Genomic DNA, 24,612 nt, shown 5'->3' with positions numbered 1-24,612 from the left:
GACCGTTTGCAGTCGTCTCTCACGTTTGCGCTGCGCTGCTGACCGCCGGTCAGCGATGTCCAGCGCTGTCGTGAGCGCCGACGCAGCTACTCCCGGCGGCAGTGAAGACACGATGAGCGTCGTCCCTCGAGCCGAGACGAAGCGCCGGCCGATCGGCTCACTGCCGCCGCTGAGACCAGCATGCGTGTGGCGCTGTCTCGATGTCGAGCGGTCGGCGTCGTCGTTCGATCGGTACCGGCGAACGGCCGTCCGACTCGAGCGCGCAATACCCGTCGCTGGTCGGTGTAGCGTTCGATAAAAGAAAACCGCGGAAATTGAGGCCGGCGTGAGCCGGTGGTTCTACGGCTTAGTTCTGGCGGCGCAGGGCCAGCATGGCCGCGCCGAGGAGTGCGACGAGAGCGACGCCGACACCGAAGCCGGGCGTGCCGTCTCCGCCGTCGTCACCGTCAGATCCGTCGTCACCGTCGGAGCCGTCGTCACCGTCGGAGCCGTCGTCACCGTCGGAGCCGTCGTCACCGTCGGAGCCGTCGTCACCGTCGGAGCCGTCGTCACCGTCGGAACCGTCGCCCTTGTCGGGGTCCTCGACGGTCAGCGTGCCGTCTTCGACGACTTCGCCGTCAGCGGTCAGTTCCCACTCGTAGTCGCCAGCGGAGGCGTTCTCGAGGAGGGTCGCGCCGTCGACGATCGTGGTCGAGGAGTCGCCTTCGATGGTGACGGTGTCGTTAACGAGTTCTTCACCGTCGAAGGTGAAGGTGACGTCCTCGGAGACCTCGGCGTCCGCGTTGGGGTTGGAGGCCTCGACCGTACCGGTCACGTCGTCGCCCACGACGGGCTCGGACGGGCTAGTGGAGACGTCGTAGTCGACGGACTGGAGTTCCTCACCAGCGATGGTGGTTCCCTCGAGACTGGCACTAGCAGAGGTCCCGGAGTCCGACTCAACATCAAGGTCATAGTTGATATCGGCCGAGTACTCGCTGAGATCGTGACCGATCTCGAAGGTACCGTCCTCGGTAACGTACGTGTTTTCGGACTGCGTGAAGTTACCGGGTGAGCGCAGACGATCGCTGACTTCCGTGTGCGGTGCGAGGTTGGTGTCGCCCGTCACGGTCGCCGTCGCGGAGGCGGGCAGCTCCTCGTTGCTGTCGTCGAGGTCGAACTCGACTTCTTCGAGGTCGAAGGAGTCAGTTGCCTGTTCGTCCTCTTCGTTGTCGTCAGCTTCTTCGCTCGCGTATTTCCACTCATAATCAACATTGAACGAGGCATCGTAGGTCTCGTCAATGTCGATGTCAGGATCATTCTCGTCGTTATAAGTGGTGTAGTCGACGTTGAAGAGTACGACTCCTTCAGACTGGTTCGAACCAACGATTTCAACGTATTCGCTGATGTCGTGCTCTTTAGTATCGGTGGCGTCACCAGTAGTCCAAACCGGCGGATCAGCGTTCGGACCACTGTCCTCTCCTTCGATTGTCAGGTTGAATGAGTCCTCACCATCAGCGAGGTCACCATCTTCGAAGTAGGTGTGGAGGCTGTCGGCTTCGAGGCCGATCAGCATGCCATCACCAGCACTAGTCACATCACTCGTTGCGATGGAACTAGTGTCAGTGAGGTTTTCGTTGTCAATCACATCGCTAACGGTCTCATCATCGTCAAGACCGTCGACGATGTCGTCAAGGTCGTCACCGGAAGGTGCGGTGTACAACGTGAGAGCGTCCTGATCGAGCGACTGTCGGTTCTCGAGGGTCAGATACGAGGTATCCTCCTCAGCATCGTCGAAGACCTCACGTTCAGTCTCCGTGATAGAGTCGGAGAATCCACCATCAGGAATCTCGGTCGAGAGCGAAATTGGGTAGTCACCTGTCCCAAGTTCGCCACTCGCGCTGCCTTCGTCGACAGTCACGATGTTAACGTTATCGTCGTCGCCAGCTGCCGTGAAGGCGTCCTCGCCACCGACAACAGAGGTAGAACCTTCTCCATCGCCAATTGCGCCGATGGTATCCATCTCAACGATGACTTCGCCAGTACTGTCCTCGTTACTGTCATCATCAACAACTTCGAGGTAGGCTTCGTAGCCAGCGTCGTCCATCGTACCGATACGGAGGTAGCCCGTGTCGGTATTCTCGAGTTCGACAGGGATCTCTGCCGTGTTCGTTCGCGTTTCGATAGTTTCGCCGTCGAAGCTGAGCGAGGCGTCGCCTGCCTCAGTCACTTCGATATTAGCGTTTGCTTCAGCGCTCGTGTCGGTCGATTCGAACGTGAAGTTGTACTCACCGGTGTCGATACCGTCAAAGTCTGCGCGATGGGTTTCGGAATCAGTGACATCAACGAGTTCGATAACCTCATCGTCATCTTCGTACGATGAAGTCTCGAAGCTGCCTTCGTTCTCCTCCTCATTGAAGATACTCTGAAGATCCTCGTCTTCGAGACCATCAGCACTGACGTTCAGGTTGTACGTACCGCGGTTGGTGTCGATGTCGAGGTCGACAGCTTCGTCATCGTCGACTGTACTCTCATCGAACTCAAGGGTACGGAACTCCATCGGCTGGAGTTCAAAGGATCGGTCTTCGTCACTAGTTCCTCCGTCGTTCGGACCAGTGATGTAGTAATATCCCGACTCGTATCCGCTCGTGTCGAGTTCATACTCACTGCCGGAAGCAGTGAATACGTCTTGGTACTCGTCGTCCTCAGCGACTCCATCAGTGTCGAAGCCGCTAGCGGACCGAATCGTGTATTCAGATCCGTCGTTCAATCCCGTAATAACGAGCGTCTGTCCCTCGTAGTAGATGGCTTGACTGTCACCATCTTCGTTTTCGAAGCTTGCGTTCTCGGCTGCAGCCGCTCCACCCACGAAGGCCGTGGACATAGCGACTACTGAGAGAACCATAAGCGCGGCCAGGATCACTGCACGACCCTTTTGGCGATAGGTTGTGTCGTTTGTCATTTAGTATTGTATTATCGTTGTATTTCGGTTGGTTAGCGCACGATTCAGGAGTGCGAGTCGTCACCGACGTGCCACCGCACGGTTGCCGGTTGGGGACTCACACCGGGTAGGGGTATTAGACATATATTAAGCATCCAGTAATAAGCTTTCTGGAAACTCATCAGATTGTCGTCATCCGGTAAAACTGTACTAATCGCAACCGGTAATCGGGATTCCCGCAATTGCCGTGATATTGGTATGCGCATCTGACTGTCCGTCCCGGTCCGCTACCTTCGGTCACAAGAGGGGTTTCGTACGGCCAATATTCGGCAGAATTCACCCGCCTGAGATTTCGGTACCGACATTCATCAACTCTCTCGAGCTGTCCTGAACTCACTGAACGGTGTCGCCGGATTCGCACGCGCTACCGAGAGCCGAACAGAATATCCGGACAATAGTCACTTACTCCGACGTCGACGTCCCGTACACGCGCGAATCGAGATAAATTTGTAACTCGTCGCGGACCGCGTCCAGCCACGCGTCGTCGTCGGTGCTCGAGCGCCGCAACACCGACCCGAGGATCGTCGCCTGAACCGTCGCCGCGACGGCCGCCGGATCGCACTCGCGGAAGTCCCCGCTCTCGACGCCCGCGCGGAGGACCGCCTCGATCGACGCCTGGAACAGCCGGTCGCTCCGGGTGAAGTGCTCCCGGTAGGCCGCGTCGTGGATCGCCTGCGTCCGGAGTTCGAACATCGCCGTCACGAACCCGGCCCACTCGTCGTCGACCTCCGCTCCGAGCCACCACTCGAGCAGTTCCTCGAGCCTGGCCGGCGGGTCCTCGATCCCCTCCTGACCGAGCTCGCCTTCGAAGTACTCGAGCAGGTACTCCAGACAGGCCAGCACCAGCGCGTCCTTGTCCTCGTAGTGGTGGTAGATCAGCGAGGGACTGCGCTCGAGTTCGGTCCCGATCTTCTCGATCGTCAGGTCCGCGTAGCCGTGCTCCCGGAGACAGCGGTAGGTCGCGGCCAGGATCTCCTCGCGGGTGTCGGTCGGATCGTCGAACACGTCGACGGTCACGCCGAGCCACCCCGTGAATCCCGCGCCGACGACCGGCTGCGCTCGGCCGATGCGGTCGCGACGGACGATTGCATACTCCGACCGTCTCTGCCGGGGGCCATAACCGGTTCGATTGAATATTCATTCAAAAAGGTTATAGCCCCCGGCTCCCGGACTGTAAGCAATGAGTAACGATCACGTTTGCGAACACGTTCACCGGCCGTCCGCGACCGACGCGACGACCGCGATGGAGACGCCCGACGGGTGGTCCCCGTGAGCGACGGTCGACTCGCGGCGCTGCTGGCGGCGATCGCGGTCGTCGGCTTCCTGGCCCCCCTCGGCGCGACGGCCGCGGTGGCACAGGAACAGACCGGCGGCGAACTGACCCGCGGCGAACCGGACCTCGAGCTCGTCGACGCGAACCCCGAGGTGACGCCGGGCACCGAGACCACACTCGAGGTCCAGATCAAAAACGACGGTGACCTCCACACCGGCGCGCAGGCCGACCGGGTCCTCACGGCCCGCGGCGTGACCGCCGAGATCGACGACGCCGGCCCCTTCGAGGCGGCCGGCGGCGAGGTGGCGGTCGGGCCGATTCAAGACGGCGCGATCGCGACGGCCCCGCTCGCGATCGAGGTCCCCGAGGACGTCGAGTCCGGGACCCACGAGATCGAGGTCGACGTCGAGTACGCCTACACGAACCGCGTCTCGGACGCCTCGAGTTCCCAGCAGCGACTCGAGAAGTCCGAAACGCTCGATCTCCGGGTTACCGTTCCCGAGGAACCCCGATTCGACGTCTCGACCGTCGCGGCCGACGTCGCCCCCGGATCGAGCGGCGACGTGACGATGGAAATCGAAAACACGGGCGGCGAGCCCGCGAACCACACGCGCGTGTCCGTCGCCGGCTTCGGCGGCGTGACGATCGGCGGCGGGACCAGCGAAAATGCGATCGGCGACCTCGCGCCCAACGAGTCGACGACGACGACCGTCGAAGCCGCGATCGCCGATACTGCCAGCGCGACGGACAAGCCCCTCGAGGCAACGTTCACCTACGAGGACGGAGCCGGCATCGAGCGGACCACCGAACCCGTGCGAACGACCCTGGCACCGACTGCGGAGCAGTCCTTCTCGATTCGGAACGTAGACGAGTCGCTCTCGGTCGGCTACGAGGGCGATATCACGGGCGAAGTCGTCAACGACGGCCCCCGAAACGTCGACGACGCGGTCCTGATCGTCGAACCGATGAGCGAGTCGCTGTTCGTCGAGGACACCCGGTACGCGCTCCCCGAACTGAAAGCGGGTGAATCCACCGAGTTCCGCTACCCGACCGACGTCAGCGGGCAGGGCGATCCGGGAGCGCGTCAGCTTCGCTTTACGGTCGAGTACACCGGCAGCGGAGACGCGACGCTGACCGACGGCCCGATCTCCGAGCGGGTGGTCGTCGACGAGCGACGCGACGAGTTCTCGATCGCCGACGACGGACTCTCGGTCAGTCAGGGTGACTCGAGCGACGCCGTCCTCGAGATCACGAACGAGCGGCCGACGACGCTCTCGAACATCGACGCCAGACTCTATGCCGACGATCCGCTCGACGCGCCCGACGACGAGGCGTTCGTCGACGAGCTCGAGCCCGGCGAATCGGCGGAGATCCGGTTCGAAATCGAGGCGACAGAGGACGCGACCGTCGAGACGCATCCGGTGGAACTCGACTTCGAGTACGAGACCGAACGCGGCGAGTCGGTTCTCTCGGACACCTATCAGCATCCGATCGAGGTCACGGCCAGCGAGGACGACGGCGGGGGGACCCCCTCGGTCGTCGTCGGGATACTCGTCGCACTCGCCGTGAGTACGATCGGGGTCGCCCTCTGGTATAGACAGGACTGACGATGCCGGACATCGACGCGTTCCGCGACGACGACCCGGGGGAGAACGAGCCGTCACTGACGGACCGGCTAGAGACGGCGATCACCGAACATCCCCTGAAAGTTGTCCTCGCGTTCGCCGTCGTGACCGTGCTGCTCGCCAGCGGCATCGGTGGCGGCGGGGAGCAACAGGCCGGCACTGATCAGTTCACCGAGGGACTCGAGGAACAGGAGGCCTACGAGGAGATGCAGGCCGACTTCGAGAGCGGCGCCCGCGACGAGGGCAACGCGACCGCGAGCCTGTTCTTGGAAGACGGCCGGAACGCCCTCTCGAAACCGAACCTTCTCCGGATGCTCGAGTTCCAGGAACGGGCGGAAAACGAGGACGGACTTCGGGTCGCGTCGACGACGAGTCCGGCGTCGCTCGTGGCGCGGCAACTCGACCCGAGTGCGACGACGCCGGAGACGCAGTACCGTGCCATCGAGCGCGCGTCACCGCGCCAACTCGAGGCGGCGATCGCGGACGCCGACGAGACGGCGGGTCTCCCGGTAAGTACCGACTTCACCCGCGAGTCGGCCGCAGCGGACGTCGCTCAGGTCGCGGTGACGTACGACGTACCGCCGAACGCGGATACCGACGATACCGCTGAGCTACAGAGCCGAACCGTCGAACTGGCCAACGAGATCGACGGCTACGAGTCGGGAGACAACGTCGTGGTCTTCGGCGACGCAATCATCGAGGAGGAGATGCTGCAGTTGCTCGGCGATACCTCGATGGTCGTCTTCCCCGCGGCGCTCGTCTTGATCCTGTTTTTCCTGCTGGTGGCCTACCGGGATCCGATCGATCTCGGACTCGGCCTCGTCTCGCTACTGCTGACGATGGTCTGGACGTTCGGGTTCATGGGCCATGCCGGGATTCCGTTCTCGGATTCGTTGATCACGGTCTTCCCGCTGTTGCTCGCGGTCGGCATCGACTTCGGGATTCACATCATCAATCGATACCGCGAGGAACGCGCCACGGGTGCGGCGATCGGCGACGCGATGGGTATCACGACTGGCCAGATGTCCGGCGCGTTCATCATCGTCACCCTCACGACCGTCATCGGGTTCGCCGCGAACCTGACGAGTTCGCTGTCGCAGCTTCGCGATTTCGGCATCGTCGCCTCGGTCGGAATCACGTTTACGTTCCTGATCTTCGCCGTGTTCCTGCCGGCCGGAAAGGTCGGACTGGACCGGCTCCGGGACGGGACTCGGTTCCCGGCGTTCGGCTCGACCCCGCTCGGCAACGACGACTCCGTACTCGGTCGCGTTCTCCCCGTTGGAACGAGGCTTGCGAAGGTCGCCCCCGCCGTCGTCCTCGTGACTGCGCTCCTCTTTGGCGGCGTTGCGGCCAGCTACGGGACGGGCGTCGACTCCGAGTTCTCCCAGGAGGCGTTCTTCCCGGACGAAGACCGACTCGATCAGTACGAACGGCTCCCGGGGCCGCTCCAGCCAGGTGAGTACACGTTCCTGACGGTTCTCGACTACCTCGAGGAGGACTTCGATCAGGGGTTCGTGGAGTCGGTGACGGTCTACGTCGACGATCCGGACGTCAGATCGAACACTGCCTTCCGTGAGGTTGATCGCGCGCTACAGGACCCACCGGATGCGTTCAAGGAGACCGACCGGCGCGCGGAGGCGACCAGCATCGTGAGCGTCACGGAACAACGGGCTGAGACCGATCCCGAGTTCGCGGCGACGGTCAAGCGAACCGACTCGAACGGGAACGGACTGCCGAACCGGGACGTCGACCGGGTCTACGACGAACTGCTCGAAGGCGACGAGGGCCCGCAGTACGTGACCAGCGATCGAAGCGCCACGCGCATCGAGTATCAGGTGGATCCCGACGCCGATCAGGCCGAGGCGACGGCGGCCGCGAGGACGGTCGCCGACGGAATGAACATGGACGCGACGGCGACGGGAACGATGGTCGTCAATCAGGCCGTCATCGACCGGATCACCGAGTCGGCGATGCGGAGTCTGGTCGTCGCGTTCGTTCTCACCGCCGTCTTCCTGATGCTCTCCTACCGGTGGCTCGAGGGGCGGATGATCTACGGCGTGATCAACCTCGTCCCGGTCCTCGTGACGGTCGCGATGCTTGCGGGTTCGATGCGGCTGTTCGATATTCCGCTGTCGCCGTTCAATGCGCCGATCCTGTCGGTCTCGATCGGGCTCGGCGTCGACTACACGGTTCACTTCATGCACCGGTTCGTCGACGAATATGAGTCCGGTGCCGATGTCCACGACGCACTACAGGTGACCGTTCGCGGTACCGGGGGCGCCCTGACCGGGAGTATGCTCACGACCGTCTGCGGTCTCGGTGTCCTCTACTTCGCGCTGATCCCGATGATCATGGAGTTCGGCCTCCTACTCGCGATGGGCGTCCTCTATGCCTATCTCACGTCGATCGTCATACTGCCGTCGACGATCGTCGTCTGGGACCGTCTCGAGCGACGGTTCGGTCCGATCGGTGGTGTTCCGTGGTAGGCTTTCGCCGTCCCGTTCACAACCGCTGGACGCGAGTGCCGGTCACCCACGACTGATCTCGTCATCGGATTGTGTGGGTGCGCGCCATTCGAAAACCGTACTCGGCTCGCTCTCGGAACACGACTGAGCGAACGGCTCATGAAACTGGGCTGAACACGGCGTCGGACAAACAGTCCTTCAGCGGTTCTCGCGTTGCTCGACCTTGTTCAGATAGATAAAACCCATGATGGATTCTCGAGGAAAATAGGATATTATGGATTCAAGGAAGCCGATATCAGTCGTTACAGACCTCGAAACGAAACCATATATAAAGAAACGACGATAGTGAACATGAGGACCTTGTTGAATCCATCAATCGGTGATATGTTTCAGAATCTGTGCTGCATACACTGCGCAAATGCACCAACTCCGACCCCGGTGCCGGGAGGCTGGTGAGAATTGAAAGCGGATTGGTCACACCGTAGATTTCAAGTGAGCGTTCTTGGATGCAGTATCATGAGCAAACTGAACTCCGAGACCAAGTTCGATTACGACGTGCTCGTCGTCGGTGTTGGAGGGATGGGAAGCGCCGCAACGCACCACCTCGCCGCACGAGGGGTCGACGTTCTCGGGCTCGAGCGATACGACATTCCACACACAATGGGGTCGTCACACGGTGTGACCCGAATCATCCGAAAAGCGTACCACGAGCATCCCGACTATGTACCGCTACTCAACCGGGCGTACGAGCTCTGGGACGATCTCGAAGCACAACACGACCAAGCATTACTCCACACACAGGGGTCACTCGCTCTCGGTCGTCCCGATTCAGAGACCGTCACTGGTGCCCAAGAGGCGTGCCAGACCCACGGTCTCGAATACGAACGGTTGGATGCAGCCCAAATCAACGAGCGATTCTCGGGATTCGACCTTCCAAATGATTTCGTGGGAGTCTACCAACCGGAGGGTGGCTTTCTGTGGTCAGAGCAGTGCATCGTCGCTCAAGTCGACGCGACCCATCGCGAGGGCGGAACGATCCACGCACGCGAGCGAGTGACCGAGTGGGAAGCCACCGATGAGTCGGTACGCGTCTCAACGGATCGAGACACCTACACGGCCGAAAAGTTAGTTATCGCTGCAGGAGCGTGGGCGTCAAAAGTGCTACCTGAACTCGCTGACGTACTTCAGCCACAGCGGCAAGTGCTCGGCTGGTTCCAGCCAGCGGCTCCTGTGAAGTTCCAGCCCGAGTCGATGCCAGTCTATGTCGTCGAACGCAACGAGGATGACCTCTATTACGGCTTCCCGCAGTTCCACGTCCCAGGCGTGAAAGTCGGGAAACACTATCACCTCGGGGAAGACGTCGATCCAGACGAGATGGAACGCGAGCCTCGAAACGAGGACGAAGCCGCCCTCCGAGAGTGGTTGGCTCACGGCCTTCCAACTGCGAATGGGCCACCGATGACGCTGTCGACCTGTCTGTACACGAACACGCCCGATGAGGAATTCATAATCGACCACCACCCTACGTATGAGAACGTCGTCGTCGCCTGTGGGTTCAGTGGACACGGATTCAAATTCTCGAGTGTCGTCGGTGAGATTCTCGCTGACTTAGCAATCAACGACGAGACCGACCATCCGATAGATCGCTTCGCAGCTGACCGATTTTAAACCGAGGATCGAGACAAGTTGCTTAAAATCAGCCGGCTCGTTCTGACAGCAAACGAGGTGATGGCAGTGTGCGTTTGCTCGATATGCCCTCTGTATGCAGCACGCGACTTCTGTTATCTAACTGACTATTGAAGCCGATTATCGATACGGATCGACCGAGTAGCGATCTCCAGCAGTAAACTACCTCGTGAACAAATTTACCAAATATTTGATCACTCACTGCAAGATTCCGTTTTGAATCAGTGTTCGTGGCACCGACGAATCTACACTATCGTTCACCAATTCGGGAACGAAAGAGCAACTACGGGAAGAATATTTTTGCAATTCGAACAGCTTTAGAGCCCCTGAAACAGCCGAATTCTCCTACCGGCTCTCCCGTTGCTCTACTTTGTTCAGTTCGATCAACAACCGAAAGATCGCCTTGACGAGGTTCGCGTCGACATCGAACTGTTCGGCGTTATCCCCCGCTCGGTCCATGACCTGCTGTTCCTGCGTCTCGTCGGTCGTCGGCAGACCCTGCTCGTCTTTGACCGCCGCGATCGTGTCCGCGACGTAGGTCCGCTGGGCGATCAGCTCGACGATCTCCTGATCGATCGAGCGGATCTCCTCGCGGAGTTCGTCCAGGCTCATCTCGTCGGGCGTGCGGTTCTGGTCGTCGGTGTCGCTGTCGGTTGGCTCTCGAGTCATAGTCGTTGCGTACCGTCGGTTCGCGTCTGCAGTAGCCGCGTCCGTCCGTCTCGGTCGGTCCAGCGCTCCTGTACGGTCTCGAGCGCGTCCCGTTCCCCGACGGCGACGTAGCTCGGTCCGGTGCCGGACAGCGAGACGCCGGCGGCGTCGGGGAGGGCGTCGAGCATCGGTCCCGTCGGGAACTCGAGGGCCGCGGCGAACGCGAAGCCGTTGACGGTCATGGCCTCGCCGTAGCGGCCCTCGAGCGCGAGTTCCTCGACGAGTCGGGCCATCGGCGCGACCCGCTCGCAGGCCGAGACGTCGGCGTCGGCGCTGTAGGACTGTTCGGGCGGGGTGTACACGAGCGCCGTCCAGTCGATCTCCTCGCGGGCGAGCAGGGCGTCGGCCGTGTTGTCGGTGACGGTCACGCCGCCGAGCATGCTGGCGCTGGCGTCGTCGAAGGCACCGGTTACGGTGACGCCGGCGTCGCGGGCGGCCCGGACGCCGAGCCGGCAGGCTTCGATGCGTTCGACGGCGTCCGCGACCTCGAGGGCGGAAAGCGTCGCGAGTACCGTCGCATTCGCGGCGGCGCTGGAACTCTTCAGGCCGGAGGCCATCGGCACGTCGCTCTCGGTCGTCACGCGAGCGCCGACGGTGGCGTCGTCCAGTCCCGCGGCGTCCGCGTACTCGGCGATCGTCAGTTCGGCACAGCGCTCGACGAGCGTCGTATCGGCCTCGGGCCGGCCGGCGACCTCGCCGACGACGTCGCCGTCGCCCGTGAGTTCGACGCTGGCCGTCGTCTCGAGGTCGATCGCGAACGCCGACCCGGTGCCGGTCGCGAGCGCGTTGAGTACCGTCCCGGCTGCGGGTGCGACAGCGCGGCCGTCCATACTCGAACTCTCTCAGAGGGCGTACTTACGGCTGACGGTCTCGTGGCTACGCGCCGGGCTATAGTAGCCGCTGAAACGATTCACACACTGATCGCAGCGCCGTCGTGCGATCAGGTGTGCAATGACTTTCAGCGGCTACTATAGCGGGCAGATTCTCGAGCGGTCTCGATCACCCCGTGCGCGAACGCCTCGAGCGGCCGAACGGACGGGCGACGGAACGCACCTCTTTTCCCCGATCCGACCGAACGGGCGTCTATGAGCGCGCGCAACGACGTCCCCCCCAGCACGATCGGCGTCGATCTGGTCGACGGCGGCGTCGTCGTCGAGTACCACGACGGTCGGGAGGTCTTTTACCACGGGCCGCCGGAACCGGTCGAGGACGCCGTGACGACGCCCCCGGGTAAGGAGGTCCACGTCCTCGTGACCGATCCCGACGGCGTCGAGGGCGTCATGACCTACGTCAACGACCGCAACACCCACGACGACATCCTCGAGTCGACCGGCGTCGGCCGCGTGATGCTCGATCGCGACGACGAGGAGGAGCTGTTCCCCGGCGTGACCGTCGCCACGGAGGCCTACTCGATCCGCGTCGAGGCCGACCCCTCGCTCGTCGATGGCCGGGTGTTCGTCTTCGCCGAGGACGAGATGAGCGAACACGCCTACGAACTCGTCGAGGAGGCCGACTGATGCCGCTACAGAAGTCCTGGCGCGACCTCGATCGCGACGCGGTCGCCGCCGCCCCGGATCGGCCCGGCGTCTACGAACTCGGCGACGGATCGGGCACGGTACTGGCGGTCGACCACGGCGTCCTCCGGGACGAACTCAAGAGCGCGCTGGCCTACGGTGACGGCGACCGCGTCCGTTGGACCGAAGCCCACACGCTCGAGCGGGCCGCGGAACTCGCCGCCGAGCATCGCGACCGGCTCGAGTGACCTACTGGATGTAGGACGGATCGCTGTCGTCGCAGTGTTTCTCGTGTTCGGCGGCGTCTGCCTTCTCGTCGAACAGCATCCCGCAGGTCTCGCACTCGTACCAGGTGGCGTCGTCGCGCTCCGTCTGGACGACCATGTGTGACGGTGGAACGCGAACGACAAAAGGCGTTGCTCCGAGTCCCCCGCCGGCGAGGACCGGCGTCTACGGCGTCAGTTCTCGAGTTCGGTCAGTTCCTCGACGTCGGGAATCTTCTCGCTGGCGGAGGTGATCTGTTGCATGCGCTGTTCGTGTTTCGTGTAGGCGTAATCGGCCAGTTCGGACGGGCTCGGGCCGGGGCCGCTCTCGGAGCTTGCACCGCCGTCACCGGCCAGACTCTCCTGGACGAGCGGCACCAGTTCGTCGACCGTCTCCCGGAGGAGGTCCGGCTCGACCTCGCCGTCGCTCACGAGCGACTTGAGTTTGGCCATCCCGAAGCCGACGTGACGACCCTCGTCGCTGCGGACCAGTTTGAGCCCCTCGACCAGCCCCGGCAAGTCGGGGAGTTCGGGCTCGTTTTCGCCGTAGGCAAGCGTGAGGCCGTAGTAGCCGGTCTGGGCGAGGATCCCTTCGATCGTCAGATGGTAGTGACAGTGTGCACGCGCGCGGTTTTCGGGGGTGTCGTCCTCGAGCAGCCGTGCCATCGCCCGTTCGTTGCGCTCGAACAGTTCGTCGTAGGGCTCGTTGAACCACTTCTCGTCGGTCGGCGACGACAGCTCCTGCCCGCGGCGCTTCTCCTCGGCGTGGATGACCTCTCGCCAGTAGCGGTCGAAGAAGTCCGTGTGTTTCGACTCCTCGTAGAGCTGGGTCGTGAGGAACAGCTGGTCGTCGATGTCCTCGAGGACGACGGCCAGCGGCGCGAGGTCTTCGGTCACCGACTCCTCGCCAGCGCCGAACAGCGCGAGCGACTGCTTGAGCCCCTCGAAGGCCGGCTCGGGGAGTTCGGCGGCTCCCTCGCGGTCCGCCTCGAGATCGACCTCGTGGGGGTCCCAGTGTTTCTCGACCGCGTTCCGGTAGTAGTTGTGCGAGCGAATACCCGTGTCGAGTTGCATCGCCGGCTCGTCAGCGCTCATGCGTGTCCGAACATATGCGTCGGTTCCCGATGAGACTGTATCTTATGAGTTAGGGCGTTTAAGTATAGTCGGATCGAACGCGGCGTATGGGTCTCATTGCGGAGTTCCAGCATAACTCGCCGGACATGCCCCTGACGGACGCCGTCGCGGTCGTCCCGGACGTGACGCTCTATATCGATCGGATCCTCGTCGTCGACCCCGATCGGCCGGTCGTCCTCTGTCGCGTCATCGGCGACGACGAGGGGTTTTCGGCGGCGCTCGCGGACGATCCGACGGTCGAGACGGCCGAGACGATCGACGGCGTCGGCGGAGAAGACGCGATGTACCGAATCAGGCTCCGGGACCCGCCGCTGCCGATCTACCGAAAGTACGTCGAACTCGGGACGACGCCGCTAGGCGGGATCGTAACCGTCGACGGCTGGTGGGCACGTGCCCGGTTTCCCGACCGGGAGGCACTCGCCGAATACCGGGCGTTCTGTACCGAGCGGGGCGGCGACTTCAAACTCGAGCGGCTCACCCGAGAGTCGGGTGCCGACGAGCCGCCGTTCGGGCTCACGCGCGAACAGTACGATGCCCTCGTCGAGGCCCGCGATGCGGGCTACTTCACCGTCCCGCGGGCGGCCTCCACCGAGGAGATCGGCGATCGACTGGGGATCTCGGCACCGTCGGCCTCCGAGCGGATCCGACGCGGGATCGATCGGTTGCTCGAGAACGCGCTGTGAGGGCGCTTCCGAGGGGGCAATTCTCAAGGCCTCCGGCGCGAAACGAACGGGTATGAGTTCGTCGGAATCGGACGGCGTGACGCTGTCGGTTCGCGCTGCGGAGAAAGGCGACGCCGGCCGGGGCGTCGCCCGCATCCCCGAGCGGGCGCGGCGACAGCTCGGTGTTCTCAGCGGCGATACCGTCGTGATCGAGGGCTCGGCAACGACGGTCGCCAAGATGTGGCCGGCCGACGCGTCCGTCCCGGAGACGGCGATCCAGATCGACGGCGATACGCGCGCGAACGCGGGCGTCCACGTCGGCGATACGGTCGCCGTCCGGGCCAAGGACAAGTCGACGATCACCGACGCCGATCGCGTGACCCTCGTCGCGCCGCCCGGCCTCTCGGACCGCCAGCAGCGGGCCGCCGAAGCCGACGCGTCGAAGCGACTCCGGAACCGACCGGTGCGCGCCGGGGAACAGATCCGGATCGAGGGGATCGACCAGCAACCGTTCAGGGTGACCGACACCGATCCGAACGGCGACGTGCGGATCACCGACGAGACGACCGTCCGAATCGTCGACGCCGACGCGGGATCGGGCGCTGTCGGGTCGAGCGACGCCGGCGCCGACACTGCTGCCCGCGGCGGTTCGGATACCAGCAACGGGGGAGCCGCGACCGTGCCGTCCGACGACGCGAGCGACCGCGGCGAGCCCGAGCCGAGTTCGGGCGTCACCTACGAGGACATCGGCGGCTTGGACGAGGAACTCGAGCAGGTCCGCGAGATGATCGAACTCCCGCTGTCGGAACCGGAGCTGTTCCGCCGTCTCGGCGTCGAGCCGCCGTCCGGCGTCTTGCTGTACGGCCCGCCGGGCACCGGGAAGACCCTGATCGCACGGGCGGTGGCCAACGAGGTCGACGCCAACTTCGAGACGATCTCGGGGCCGGAGATCATGTCGAAGTACAAAGGCGAAAGCGAGGAACGGCTCCGCGAGGTCTTCGAGACGGCCGAGGCGAACGCGCCGACCATTATCTTCTTCGACGAGATCGACTCCATTGCGGGCGCGCGAGACGATGAGGGCGACGCCGAGAATCGGATCGTCGGCCAGCTACTGACGCTGATGGACGGCCTCGATGCCCGCGGCGAGGTGATCGTCATCGGCGCGACCAACCGCGTCGATACGATCGACCCCGCACTCCGACGGGGCGGTCGCTTCGACCGCGAAATTCAGATCGGCGTCCCCGACGAGGAGGGCCGCCGGGAGATCCTCGAGGTCCACACCCGGGGGATGCCGCTTTCCGACGACGTCGACGTCGACGCAATCGCCCGACGGACCCACGGGTTCGTCGGGGCAGACCTGGACGCGGTCGCGAGCGAGGCCGCGATGGCCGCCATCCGCGACAGGCCGACCGACACCGACGAGCGTCGCGACTGGAATCGGAACCCGACGGTGCGAAAGGCCCACTTCGACGCCGCGCTCGCGTCGGTCGAGCCCTCCGCGATGCGCGAGTACGTCGCCGAGTCACCGACCACCGACTTCGACGACGTCGGCGGCCTCGAGGCGGCCAAGCAGACGCTCCGGGAATCCGTCGAGTGGCCGCTGACCTACGACCGGCTCTTCGAGGAGACCAACACCGATCCACCCTCGGGCGTCCTCCTCCATGGCCCGCCAGGGACCGGCAAGACGCTGCTCGCTCGCGCGCTCGCGGGCGAGACGGACGTCAACTTCGTCCGCGTCGACGGTCCCGAGATCGTCGACCGCTACGTCGGTGAGAGCGAGAAGGCGATCCGGGAAGTCTTCGAGCGCGCCCGCCAGTCGGCACCCTCGATCGTCTTCTTCGACGAGATCGACGCGATCACCGCCGCCCGCGGCGAGGGTCACGAGGTCACCGAACGGGTCGTCTCGCAACTGCTGACCGAACTCGACGGAATGCGGGAGAATCCCAATCTCGTCGTGCTGGCCGCGACCAACCGGAAGGACCAGATCGATCCGGCACTGCTTCGACCCGGCCGACTGGACACACACGTCTTCGTCGGCGAACCCGACCGAGCGGCTCGAGAGAAGATCCTCGCGGTCCACACCGAGGGCAAGCCGCTCGCCGACGACGTCGATGTCGACGCGCTGGCGGCCGAACTCGAGGGCTACACCGGTGCCGATCTCGAGGCGCTGGTCAGGGACGCATCGATGCGTGCGATCCGAGAGGTCGCGGACGAGTACGGCCCGGAGACGGCAAACGAGAAGGCCGACGAGGTCCGCATCGAGCGCCGCCACCTCGAGGCCGCACGGGACGCGACCGACCGGCCCTAGGGCCGGGTCGCGGGCCGGCGGTCCGAGGCCGACTCGTCGGCGTCGGCGGTCCGGTCGGTGCCGTCCCGATCGTCCGCGCCCGGCGACACCGAGCGCAGTTCGTCGACGGTACCGAGAACCGAGAGGTCGTCGCCCGCTCGGAGCGTCAGGTTGTCCGCCGGGAACGGGCGGACCTCGCCGTCGCGGACCACGGCGAGGACGGTCCCCGGAACCCACCCGACGAAGACGTTCTCGAGCGTCCCGCCATCGTCGACGGTGACCGAGCGGACCGTCCCGTCGGCCGCCCGGAGCGCGGCGAGCAGCCGGAAGCCGTCGTCCGGGGCCTCGGACCGGGCCGCGAGTCGATACCGCGTGTCGGGCCCGGTACCGAGTCGATCGACGGCATCGGCGTCGACGGCGACGGTCGCGGCGTCGCCGTCGATAGCCCACAGCCGTCCGGTCGCGACGAGGCGGCTCGAGCCGTCGGCGGGCGCCCAGACTTCGATGGGATCGCCCGCGCCGACGGCGGGTGCCCGTTCACCGCGGATCGCCACCGCGACGGATCCCGGTGGAATGGTCGCTGCGATCCCCGATCGGGCGCGGCCGATCGCGAGCCGGTCGATCGCCCCGTCGGCCCCGACCGTGATCGAGACGTGGCCGAGATCGTAATCGCGCTCGAGCCGGGTCGAGAGCCGGGTTCGAAGCGCCGCGTCGGTATCGACCTGCGGCAACAGGACCGTTCCGCCGGCGAGGTCGCGTTTGATCGACGGCTCGACGGGCGGGTAGCCCGCCGCGTCGTCGATCCGGTCGGGCAGTCGGACGACCGACGGGAGCCGCGCCGACCGGACGAGTGCGGCGATCTCGCCGGACGCGCCCGGGCGCTCGATATCGAAGACATCGCGGGCGATCCGATCGCCCACCCGTCGGCCACCTTCGGCGCTGAGGGCGCTCGCGGCGATCGTCCCGAGGACGTACGCGGCAGTGGCGTAGTGAACGAGCGGCGTCCCGCCGATCATCGTCGACCGGCCGAGCCCGACCGCGTTCAGCCAGCCGAGGGCGACGCCGAGCCCCGCGAACAGCCCCACGCCGACCGGGAGCGCTCGAGCGCTCGCGATGCGGTAGCCGAACGCGACGACCGTCGCGACGAGCCCAGACAGGAGGGCGAGTCCGATGACGTTGCGTACCGCCGTTTCGGTCCACTCGGTGACGACCGTCTGAGCGATGACGCTCATGGTGACACCTCCGTCGCCGTCTCGACGGGCGGCGGTGGCCGCGAGTCGCGAGCATCGCCGATGCAGCGCTGGAGAGTGACTTTCTCCCCCGCGACGAACACCGACTCCCGTTTCTCGAGTCCCTCCGGATCCGGATCGAGCTGCCACCGGTTCCGGTCGGCAACGGGCTTTGCTCCCGCCGTCTCGATCACATCGGCGTCTGCCGGTGAACTCGCCACAACGGGGTGGATCGGATCGTCGGTCTCGGCCGCCTCGAGCGTCGATGCGATCGCGCCGCCGGAGACGTGCCGGACTACGTAGCCCGCGCGCTCGAGGCGGGCGATCGCCTCCCGTTCGGGGTCGTGGCCGGCCGCGGGAACGGCGATGCGAACGCGATCCGCGGCCAGTAGCGGCGCGGCGTCGGTTGCGGGAACGGCGAGGGTAACGGCCCCGTACTTGTCGACCGAATCGTCGGCCCCCGCCACTCGCTCCGAGCGAGCGTCCCGGTCGACGGACAGGACGGTCCCGGCTGTCGACGCGTCTCGAGCGGAGACCTCGACAGTCGTCCCGGGTTCCAGCCCGGGCGGGGACGGGCCGGAGACCGAAACCGCACGCCAGCCGTCCGGGACCGACGCCGCATCGCCGTCGGTCGGCGGTGCGGCGGCGACGGTCGCCCGTCCGCGTCCGTCGACCGATACCGACGCGGCCGTCAGGTCGTACTCGGTGCGGAGCCGGGTCGCCAGCCGGCTCTCGAGGGCCGAAAGCGGCAGGTCCGCGGGCAGTCGCCACGCGTCCGCCTCGATCGCTGCCCGCACGTCCGGTGACAGCGGCGGGTAGCCGTCGATATCGCGAACGTCGCCGGTCGTCCGGATCTGCACCTGTCCCATGGCGTCGACCGCGTCGATGGCGGCGGCCGACAGCGACCGCGTCCGAACGGTCGGCCGGTCGGTCCCGATCGGGAGTTCCGAGGCGACGCGCTCGCCCTGACTGGCCGCGAAAACGGCGAGCAATGCGACGACGAGCGCCGCGGCACCGATGCGAGGGACCCGTAGTGGGCCCATTCCGCCCTCGAAGAGGCCGACGAGATAGCCGTTACATCCGGCGAGTCCGCCGGCGACCGCGACGCCGAGCGGCAGCGAGAGGTGTCGTCCTCGGATGCTGATCCCGGCGGCGAGGACCCCGACGGCGATCGCGGGACCGACGCCGACGACGAAGCCGAACGCGACGCCGACGACGAGTTCCGTCGTGATTTCGATCATCGGTGGCCGGGGCCGCCGGTCATCGGGAAACCACCCGGATGGTCGGGTTCGGCTGCTCGTCGATGTAGTTGCTGTCCGACGGCGGGATCACCTCGAGCTGGATCGACCCCATGTCCTGATCGGCCCGCAGGCTCTGATCGCCGCCGAAATCGAGCTGTGCGTGATTGTCGTCGCCGGTCGATTCGTCGAGGACGCCGTCGAGCTGTGCCGAGTCGGCGGTCGCGACGATCGTCGCGTCCGAGACGTTGTTCCCGTTCTCGTCGATCGCGTAGACATCGACTTTCGCGTCGCTCCCGGTCGCGTCCGCCTCGATCACCTGATCGTCGTCGGCGATCTTCACGGTCACTTCCGTATCGCCGACGCTGCCGATCCCGCCGAGCATGTTCAGCATGATCGCCAGCGCCGCGACCCCGACGACCAGCGCGATGACCAGCCGGATCGGCAGCCCCTCGATCGCGCGGTCGTCGCGAGCGAACGACGTCGGCGAGCGATGCGGTCCGTCCCTCGAATCGGAATCGGTCCGGTTCGAACCCATGGGCGTGCTGGCCGCGGCTTCCGTTGTAAACGGTGGGACGCAGGTTCAAATACGAAGCCGCGGGAGTCGGGGCCGTGACCTTCGTACTCGGTCGCGACGCCGATCGCGAGGACGGCCCCGTCTGTCGACTCGGTGTCTACCGGGCGCTCGACGGCAGCGACGGCGCCCCGCTCGCGCTCGATCTGGACTCCCCACACGCGATTTCCCTCGTCGGCAAACGCGGCTACGGCAAGTCCCACACGATGGGCGTGATCGCGGAGGGGCTCGCGCGGGCACGCGGCCTCGCACCGGTCGTCGTCGATCCGATGGGGGCGTTCGCGACGCTCGCGGCGTCGGCGGACGGTGAGCCGGTCCCGGCGACGGTCGTCGCGGAGCCGACGGTCGCGCCCGCGTCGCTCGACCCCCGGTCGTGGTGTACGCTGCTCGGCCTCTCGCCGGAAAGCGCCGCCGGAAGCCTGCTCTGGCGGGCCGCACAGACAGAATCCACGATCGACGGCATGCGAACCCACGTCGAGTCGGCGGACGCGGCACGCGCCGCGCGACGCGCCGCGACGAACCACCTGCGGCTGGCCGACTCGTGGGACGTCTTCGACGCCGACGGACTCGGCGCTCGAGCGCTCGCCAGCCCCGAAATAACGGTCGTCGACGTCTCCAGCCGAGCGGCCGCCCCGATGAACGCCGTCTGTCGCGGGATCGCCGAAGCGCTGTATCGCGCCCGCGTCGACGGCGCGATCGACCGGCTCCCCTGGCTCCTGCTCGACGAGGCCCACGCCTTCTTCGACGGCGTGGCCGCGCCCGCCCTCGAGACGATCCTGACTCGCGGCCGCGCGCCCGGCGTCAGCCTCGTGGCTGCGACACAGCGTCCGAGCGCGCTCCCCGCGGTCGGGATCTCTCAGTCCGATATCCTCGTCTCGCACCGGCTCACGGCCGGGGACGATCTGGCGGCGCTCGAGGCCGCCCAGCCGACCTACGTGGGCGGGTCGCTGGCAGAGGCCGACCGGCTGCCGGAGGCCCCCGGCGAGGTCCTCGTCATCGACGACGCCACGGAAACGATCCACGCGGGCCGGGTGCGGGAACGGGACACGCCACACGGCGGCGACAGTCCGGCCGCGAGCGACGTGACCGTCCTCGAGCAATGACGACGACCTGTGGGACTTTCGAATCGCGACGCAACGGCGAAAAAGAGGTCGCTCGCGTTACTGGAAGCCGATCCGGCTGCCGCGCCGCCCCGTCGGGTCGGGACCGCCGCCGCCACCGCCGCGGAACTCCTCTTCGATCCGCTCGTAGTAGTCGAGGATGTCGTCGGTGATCGTCGGCCGGACGTTCTCCATGGCCTGGCGGAAGTGTCGCATCTCGACGACGTCGGCCCCCTCGTCCTCGCGCAGCGCCTCGATGGCCGCCTCGCGGGCGATCGACTCGAGGTCGCTGCCGACGTAGCCGTCCGTGATCTCGGCGATCTCGCGCAGGGTGACGTCGGCGGCCAGCGGCGTGTCCTGGGTGTGGATCTCGAGGATGCGTTCGCGGCCGTCGACGTCGGGCTGCCCGATCATGACCAGCCGGTCGAAGCGCCCCGAGCGCAGCAGTGCGGGATCGATCATGTCCGGTCGGTTGGTCGCGCCGATGACCATCACGTCGCCCATGTCCTCGAGGCCGTCGAGTTCGGTCAGCAGCTGGTTGACGACCCGCTCGGAGACGTTCGAGCCGGTCTCACCGCCCCGTCCGGGCGCGAGCGCGTCGAGTTCGTCGAAGAAGATGACCGTCGGCGAGACCTGGCGGGCCTTGCGGAAGGTCTGGCGGATGGCCTTCTCCGACTCGCCGACCCACTTCGAGAGCAACTGTGGCCCACGCACCGAGATGAAGTTGGCGTTGGTCTCGTTGGCGACGGCTTTCGCCATCAGCGTCTTCCCGGTGCCCGGCGGGCCGTACAGCAAGACGCCGGCCGGCGGGTCGACACCGAGCCGGTCGAACCGCTCGGGGTTCGAGAGCGGCCACTCGACCGATTCCTGAACCTGCTCCTTGGCGTCGTGGAGGCCGCCGACGTCGTCCCAGGAGATCTTCGGCAGTTCCACGAGGACCTCCCGCATCGCCGAGGGTTCGACCTCGTTCAAGGCCCCGCTGAAGTCCTCGCGTTTGACGATCATCCGGTCGATCAGGCTCGGCGGGATGTCCTCCTCGTCGAGATCGATCTCGGGGAGGTAGCGCCGGAGCGCCTTCATCGCCGCCTCTTTGGTCAGGCTCTCGATGTCGGCACCGACGAAGCCGTGGGTCTCGTCGGCCAGATGCCCGAGACTGACGTCGTCGGAGAGTGGCATCCCGCGGGTGTGGATCTGCAGGATCTCCTCGCGGCCCGTCTCGTCGGGGACGCCGATCTCGATCTCGCGGTCGAACCGACCCGGCCGTCGGAGCGCGGGATCGACGCTGTCGACGCGGTTGGTCGCTGCGATGACGATCACCTGGCCCCGGGACTCGAGGCCGTCCATCATCGTCAGCAGCTGGGCGACGACCCGGCGCTCGACCTCGCCGGTGACGTCCTCGCGTTTGGGTGCGATGGAGTCGAGTTCGTCGATGAAGATGATCGAGGGCGATTCCTCGGTCGCGTCCTCGAAGATCTCCCTGAGTTGTTGTTCGGACTCGCCGTAGTACTTCGAGATGATCTCCGGCCCGGCGATAGAGAAGAAACTGGCGGAGGTCTCGTTGGCGACCGCTTTGGCCAGCAGGGTCTTCCCGGTGCCCGGCGGGCCGTGCAGCAGGACGCCCTGTGGCGGCTCGATGCCGAGCTTCTTGAAGATCTGCGGGTGTTTCATCGGGAGTTCGACCATCTCCCTGACCCGCTGGATCTCGTTTTGGAGGCCACCGATGTCCTCGTAGGTGATCCCGCCGCCGGTCTTTTCGAACCCCGAGATCGGCTCCTCGCGGAGTTCGACGTCGGTGTCCTCGGTGATGAGGACTACTCCCTCGGGCTCGGTTTCGACGGCGATCAGCGGGATCGCCTGTCCGGGCGACCGCATGAACGGATGATTCGTCGAGGACATCACCGGGACGATGTCGCGACCGACGACCGGTCGCTTGAGGATCTGGCGTTTCACCATGCCGGCGGCGTCGGAACCGAACTGGACCGACGCCTCCTCCGGCGGTGCGAGGACGAGCTTGTCGGCTTTCGTCGCCTCGGCCTTGCGGATCGTCACCCGCTCGCCGATGCCGACGTCGGCGTTCTGGCGCGTGAAGCCGTCGATGCGGACCGTGTCGGTGTTCCAGTCCTGCCGGTCGGCGCGCCAGACCTTCGCGGCAGTGGTGTCTGCACCCTCGATCTCGATGATGTCGCCCGGACTCAGCTTCAGATGCAACAGCGTGTCCGGGTCGAGTCGGGCGATACCACGACCCGAATCGTTCGGGTACGCCTTCGCAACCTCCAGTTGGACTTCGTTCATGATTTGGGGACGGCGATGTGATTGACTCCGATTCGTGCGCGGATAGGTTTTTTGCTAGGGTGAGTCATTTCCTGTGCTAGTAGCTACCATACTCATCTCCGACCGGCGGCTACAAAGATGTACCGGCCTCGGTGGGTTTTGGTCCCTATCGACAGCCGGCCGACCTCGGAACGGTGGTTGGTTTTTGCGTTTTCCGCTCCGAAAACGGGCCCGGGAGTTCTCGCGTTCGACGGCCGGATGGGAGCAAGCGTCGACCTGATTCTCGCCGCGTTCAGAGACGCCGGTGCCCACGTCGACGCCCTCGAACCGGTGACCGAGGCACTGTCGGCGGCCTATCGGATCGACGAGACCGAAAAGGCCGGGATCGCGGCCACGATCGTCGACGTGGTCCTCCCCGACGATGATCATGTACACGACCACGCCGAGACGTAACAACTCTCGTGGACGCGGGCGCGAGACGTGCCGATCCTGTCCGCGACGATGAAAGAGTCCCCGGCCCGGGCATCTGCAACCCCGCGGATCGGGAACGGGTCGCTCGAGCGCTGGCCGAGGAGACCGGCACGCTCGGCGTCCGGAATGCAGGGGCCACGCATCGATGGATCGCCGAGCGGGCGTTCGAGACTGTGAGCCTCGAGATCGACGGCGAGGCGGACGAAGTCACCGTGAAGATCGCCAGCGACGCCGACGGCGAGGTCTGCGACGTGAGCGCGGAGTACGACGACGCGGCGGCGGTAGCCCGGTAGAGCGGCCGTCCCGTTCAGGATGTGCTTCGTCGGGTGGCGGATCGAGCCGATGCGTCGTCGAGTGAGTCGGACGAAACGCGTCTCCGACCGGTTACCGCGGCCGCATCAACCACAAAAAGAGGGAGTCACCGAACGGGTTCCGTCACCTCAGAATCCGAGGGTGAAGAACACGGAATCCTCGGTGTTGCTGTTGTACTGGTCTATCGTCGCGGTTTGGGTGTTCGTGCTGCTCTGTTCGACGTAGTTCCCGCTGTTCGCCTCGGAATCGTCACCGATGGCTATCGCGACGCTGCCATCGCTGGACGAGGAGGACGTCTGTACGACGGTCTGGTCCTGATCGATATCCGCGTCGTTCGACTGGCTGGCGGCTGCGGCCGTTCCGGCGAGTCCCGTAACCGCGAGGCTACCGATCAGTGCGATCGTCAGTGCGAGCGTGAGTGCGCGGTTCATAGGCCACCCAGTTCGACGAAAAGGGAATCTTCGATGTTCTCGTTGTCCTGGTAGATGTCAGCGTTTTGGTGATTGTCCGACGTCTGCTTCACTTCGTTTCCGGTGTTGGCCGTCGGTCCGTCACCGTTGCCTTTATCGCCGAAGTCCACTGCGATCGCCCAACTGTCCTCGCTCGAGACGTCGGCTCCCTGAGCGACTCTCTGGTCTTGGTCGATGTCCGCGTCGTTCGACTGGCCGTCGTCAGTCGCTGCGGCTGTTCCCGCGGCCCCCATGAACGCGAGGCCACCGATCAGTGCTACCGTCAGTGCGAGCGTGAGTGCGCGGTTCATTGTGTTATGTGTGGGTACCACGCCACGCTGGGGCCGCCCTCGAGGGGCCGTCCCGTCGAATGA

The 24,612-nt window shown here is 65.2% G+C and carries 21 protein-coding genes and 1 pseudogene; 10 read left to right on the top strand and 12 right to left on the bottom strand.

Annotated elements, in window-relative coordinates; translation table 11 throughout:
- Positions 1–346 precede the first annotated feature (346 nt).
- Positions 347–2,899, bottom strand: a complete 2,553-nt coding sequence (locus tag A6E15_RS04820) for a BGTF surface domain-containing protein (protein ID WP_175607208.1) — start codon at positions 2,897–2,899, stop codon at positions 347–349.
- A 480-nt stretch (positions 2,900–3,379) separates the two neighbouring features.
- Positions 3,380–3,994: a TetR/AcrR family transcriptional regulator gene (locus tag A6E15_RS04815; RefSeq protein ID WP_076144238.1), complete on the bottom strand. Its 615-nt coding sequence runs from the start codon at positions 3,992–3,994 to the stop codon at positions 3,380–3,382.
- Positions 3,995–4,246: 252 nt separating this feature from the next.
- Between A6E15_RS04815 and A6E15_RS04810 the strand changes: the two genes are divergently transcribed.
- The 3 genes from A6E15_RS04810 to solA all read left to right on the top strand — a co-directional run bounded on the left by A6E15_RS04810 (position 4,247) and on the right by solA (position 10,008).
- Positions 4,247–5,857, top strand: coding sequence for a COG1361 S-layer family protein (locus A6E15_RS04810; RefSeq protein WP_076148189.1), 1,611 nt, complete (start codon positions 4,247–4,249; stop codon positions 5,855–5,857).
- A gap of 2 nt (positions 5,858–5,859) precedes the next feature.
- The gene (locus tag A6E15_RS04805; RefSeq protein ID WP_076144235.1) at positions 5,860–8,361 is read left to right on the top strand and encodes an efflux RND transporter permease subunit; all 2,502 of its coding nucleotides are present in this window, start codon (positions 5,860–5,862) and stop codon (positions 8,359–8,361) included.
- Positions 8,362–8,856: 495 nt separating this feature from the next.
- Entirely contained in the window at positions 8,857–10,008 is a 1,152-nt protein-coding gene (gene solA / locus A6E15_RS04800) for an N-methyl-L-tryptophan oxidase (RefSeq protein WP_076144232.1), read from the top strand.
- A gap of 363 nt (positions 10,009–10,371) precedes the next feature.
- Here solA and A6E15_RS04795 read toward each other — a convergent pair whose 3' ends face one another.
- Together A6E15_RS04795 and A6E15_RS04790 are read right to left on the bottom strand one after the other, a co-directional pair.
- A complete protein-coding gene (locus A6E15_RS04795) occupies positions 10,372–10,695 on the bottom strand; it encodes a chorismate mutase (protein ID WP_076144230.1) in 324 nt (107 codons plus the stop codon).
- Positions 10,692–11,564, bottom strand: coding sequence for a shikimate kinase (locus A6E15_RS04790; RefSeq protein ID WP_076144228.1), 873 nt, complete (start codon positions 11,562–11,564; stop codon positions 10,692–10,694). Before A6E15_RS04790 ends, A6E15_RS04795 begins: the two co-directional genes overlap by 4 nt.
- 255 nt (positions 11,565–11,819) lie before the next feature.
- Here A6E15_RS04790 and A6E15_RS04785 point away from each other — a divergent pair, with 255 nt between their 5' ends.
- Together A6E15_RS04785 and A6E15_RS04780 are read left to right on the top strand one after the other, a co-directional pair.
- Entirely contained in the window at positions 11,820–12,251 is a 432-nt protein-coding gene (locus A6E15_RS04785; protein ID WP_076144225.1) for a DUF5796 family protein, read from the top strand.
- Positions 12,251–12,496, top strand: a complete 246-nt coding sequence (locus A6E15_RS04780; protein WP_006649357.1) for a DUF7508 domain-containing protein — start codon at positions 12,251–12,253, stop codon at positions 12,494–12,496. The genes A6E15_RS04785 and A6E15_RS04780 overlap by 1 nt, the downstream gene beginning before the upstream one ends.
- A gap of 1 nt (position 12,497) precedes the next feature.
- Here the strand turns inward: A6E15_RS04780 and A6E15_RS21650 are convergent, their stop codons facing one another.
- Both A6E15_RS21650 and A6E15_RS04775 read right to left on the bottom strand, forming a co-directional pair.
- On the bottom strand, positions 12,498–12,632 hold the full coding sequence (locus A6E15_RS21650; RefSeq protein WP_277612879.1) for a DUF7128 family protein: 135 nt from the start codon (positions 12,630–12,632) through the stop codon (positions 12,498–12,500).
- Positions 12,633–12,706: 74 nt separating this feature from the next.
- Positions 12,707–13,606 carry a ribonucleotide-diphosphate reductase subunit beta gene (locus A6E15_RS04775; protein ID WP_076144224.1) on the bottom strand — a complete coding sequence of 300 codons (900 nt, stop codon included), beginning with the start codon at positions 13,604–13,606 and terminating at the stop codon, positions 12,707–12,709.
- An 86-nt stretch (positions 13,607–13,692) separates the two neighbouring features.
- On the opposite strand from A6E15_RS04775, the gene A6E15_RS04770 reads away from it, so the two are divergent.
- Both A6E15_RS04770 and A6E15_RS04765 read left to right on the top strand, forming a co-directional pair.
- Entirely contained in the window at positions 13,693–14,328 is a 636-nt protein-coding gene (locus tag A6E15_RS04770) for a helix-turn-helix domain-containing protein (protein ID WP_076144222.1), read from the top strand.
- 52 nt (positions 14,329–14,380) lie between these two features.
- Entirely contained in the window at positions 14,381–16,615 is a 2,235-nt protein-coding gene (locus A6E15_RS04765) for an AAA family ATPase (RefSeq protein ID WP_076144219.1), read from the top strand.
- On the opposite strand, the gene A6E15_RS04760 is transcribed toward A6E15_RS04765, so the two are convergent.
- Genes A6E15_RS04760 through A6E15_RS04750 form a run of 3 tightly spaced genes read right to left on the bottom strand, consistent with a single transcriptional unit; the run spans position 16,612 to position 19,599 of the window.
- Positions 16,612–17,826, bottom strand: a complete 1,215-nt coding sequence (locus A6E15_RS04760; protein ID WP_245800531.1) for a hypothetical protein — start codon at positions 17,824–17,826, stop codon at positions 16,612–16,614. The two genes, A6E15_RS04765 and A6E15_RS04760, sit on opposite strands and share 4 nt — an antisense overlap.
- Positions 17,823–19,064, bottom strand: a complete 1,242-nt coding sequence (locus A6E15_RS04755) for a hypothetical protein (protein WP_076144216.1) — start codon at positions 19,062–19,064, stop codon at positions 17,823–17,825. Before A6E15_RS04755 ends, A6E15_RS04760 begins: the two co-directional genes overlap by 4 nt.
- 19 nt (positions 19,065–19,083) lie before the next feature.
- Entirely contained in the window at positions 19,084–19,599 is a 516-nt protein-coding gene (locus A6E15_RS04750; protein ID WP_076144213.1) for a DUF7382 domain-containing protein, read from the bottom strand.
- 74 nt (positions 19,600–19,673) lie between these two features.
- Between A6E15_RS04750 and A6E15_RS04745 the strand changes: the two genes are divergently transcribed.
- Positions 19,674–20,738, top strand: coding sequence for an ATP-binding protein (locus A6E15_RS04745; RefSeq protein ID WP_076144211.1), 1,065 nt, complete (start codon positions 19,674–19,676; stop codon positions 20,736–20,738).
- 57 nt (positions 20,739–20,795) lie between these two features.
- On the opposite strand, the gene A6E15_RS04740 is transcribed toward A6E15_RS04745, so the two are convergent.
- Positions 20,796–23,027, bottom strand: coding sequence for a CDC48 family AAA ATPase (locus tag A6E15_RS04740; RefSeq protein WP_076144209.1), 2,232 nt, complete (start codon positions 23,025–23,027; stop codon positions 20,796–20,798).
- A gap of 117 nt (positions 23,028–23,144) precedes the next feature.
- On the opposite strand from A6E15_RS04740, the gene larC (A6E15_RS21860) reads away from it, so the two are divergent.
- Both larC (A6E15_RS21860) and larC (A6E15_RS21335) read left to right on the top strand, forming a co-directional pair.
- A complete protein-coding gene (gene larC / locus A6E15_RS21860; RefSeq protein ID WP_394329267.1) occupies positions 23,145–23,459 on the top strand; it encodes a nickel insertion protein in 315 nt (104 codons plus the stop codon).
- A gap of 18 nt (positions 23,460–23,477) precedes the next feature.
- Positions 23,478–23,770 (top strand): annotated as a pseudogene (larC, locus tag A6E15_RS21335) (nickel insertion protein); the annotation flags it as partial.
- A gap of 147 nt (positions 23,771–23,917) precedes the next feature.
- Here the strand turns inward: larC (A6E15_RS21335) and A6E15_RS04725 are convergent.
- Positions 23,918–24,220 (bottom strand): hypothetical protein, encoded by a 303-nt coding sequence (locus A6E15_RS04725; RefSeq protein WP_076144206.1) that lies wholly within the window; start codon positions 24,218–24,220, stop codon positions 23,918–23,920.
- Entirely contained in the window at positions 24,217–24,549 is a 333-nt protein-coding gene (locus A6E15_RS04720) for a hypothetical protein (protein WP_076144204.1), read from the bottom strand. Before A6E15_RS04720 ends, A6E15_RS04725 begins: the two co-directional genes overlap by 4 nt.
- Positions 24,550–24,612: the final 63 nt, after the last annotated feature.

The sequence above is a fragment of the Natrinema saccharevitans genome, from assembly GCF_001953745.1.
Lineage (GTDB): Archaea > Halobacteriota > Halobacteria > Halobacteriales > Natrialbaceae > Natrinema > Natrinema saccharevitans.
The sequence above is the reverse complement of the archived record's forward strand: the minus strand, read 5'-3'. Positions and strand labels throughout refer to the sequence as shown.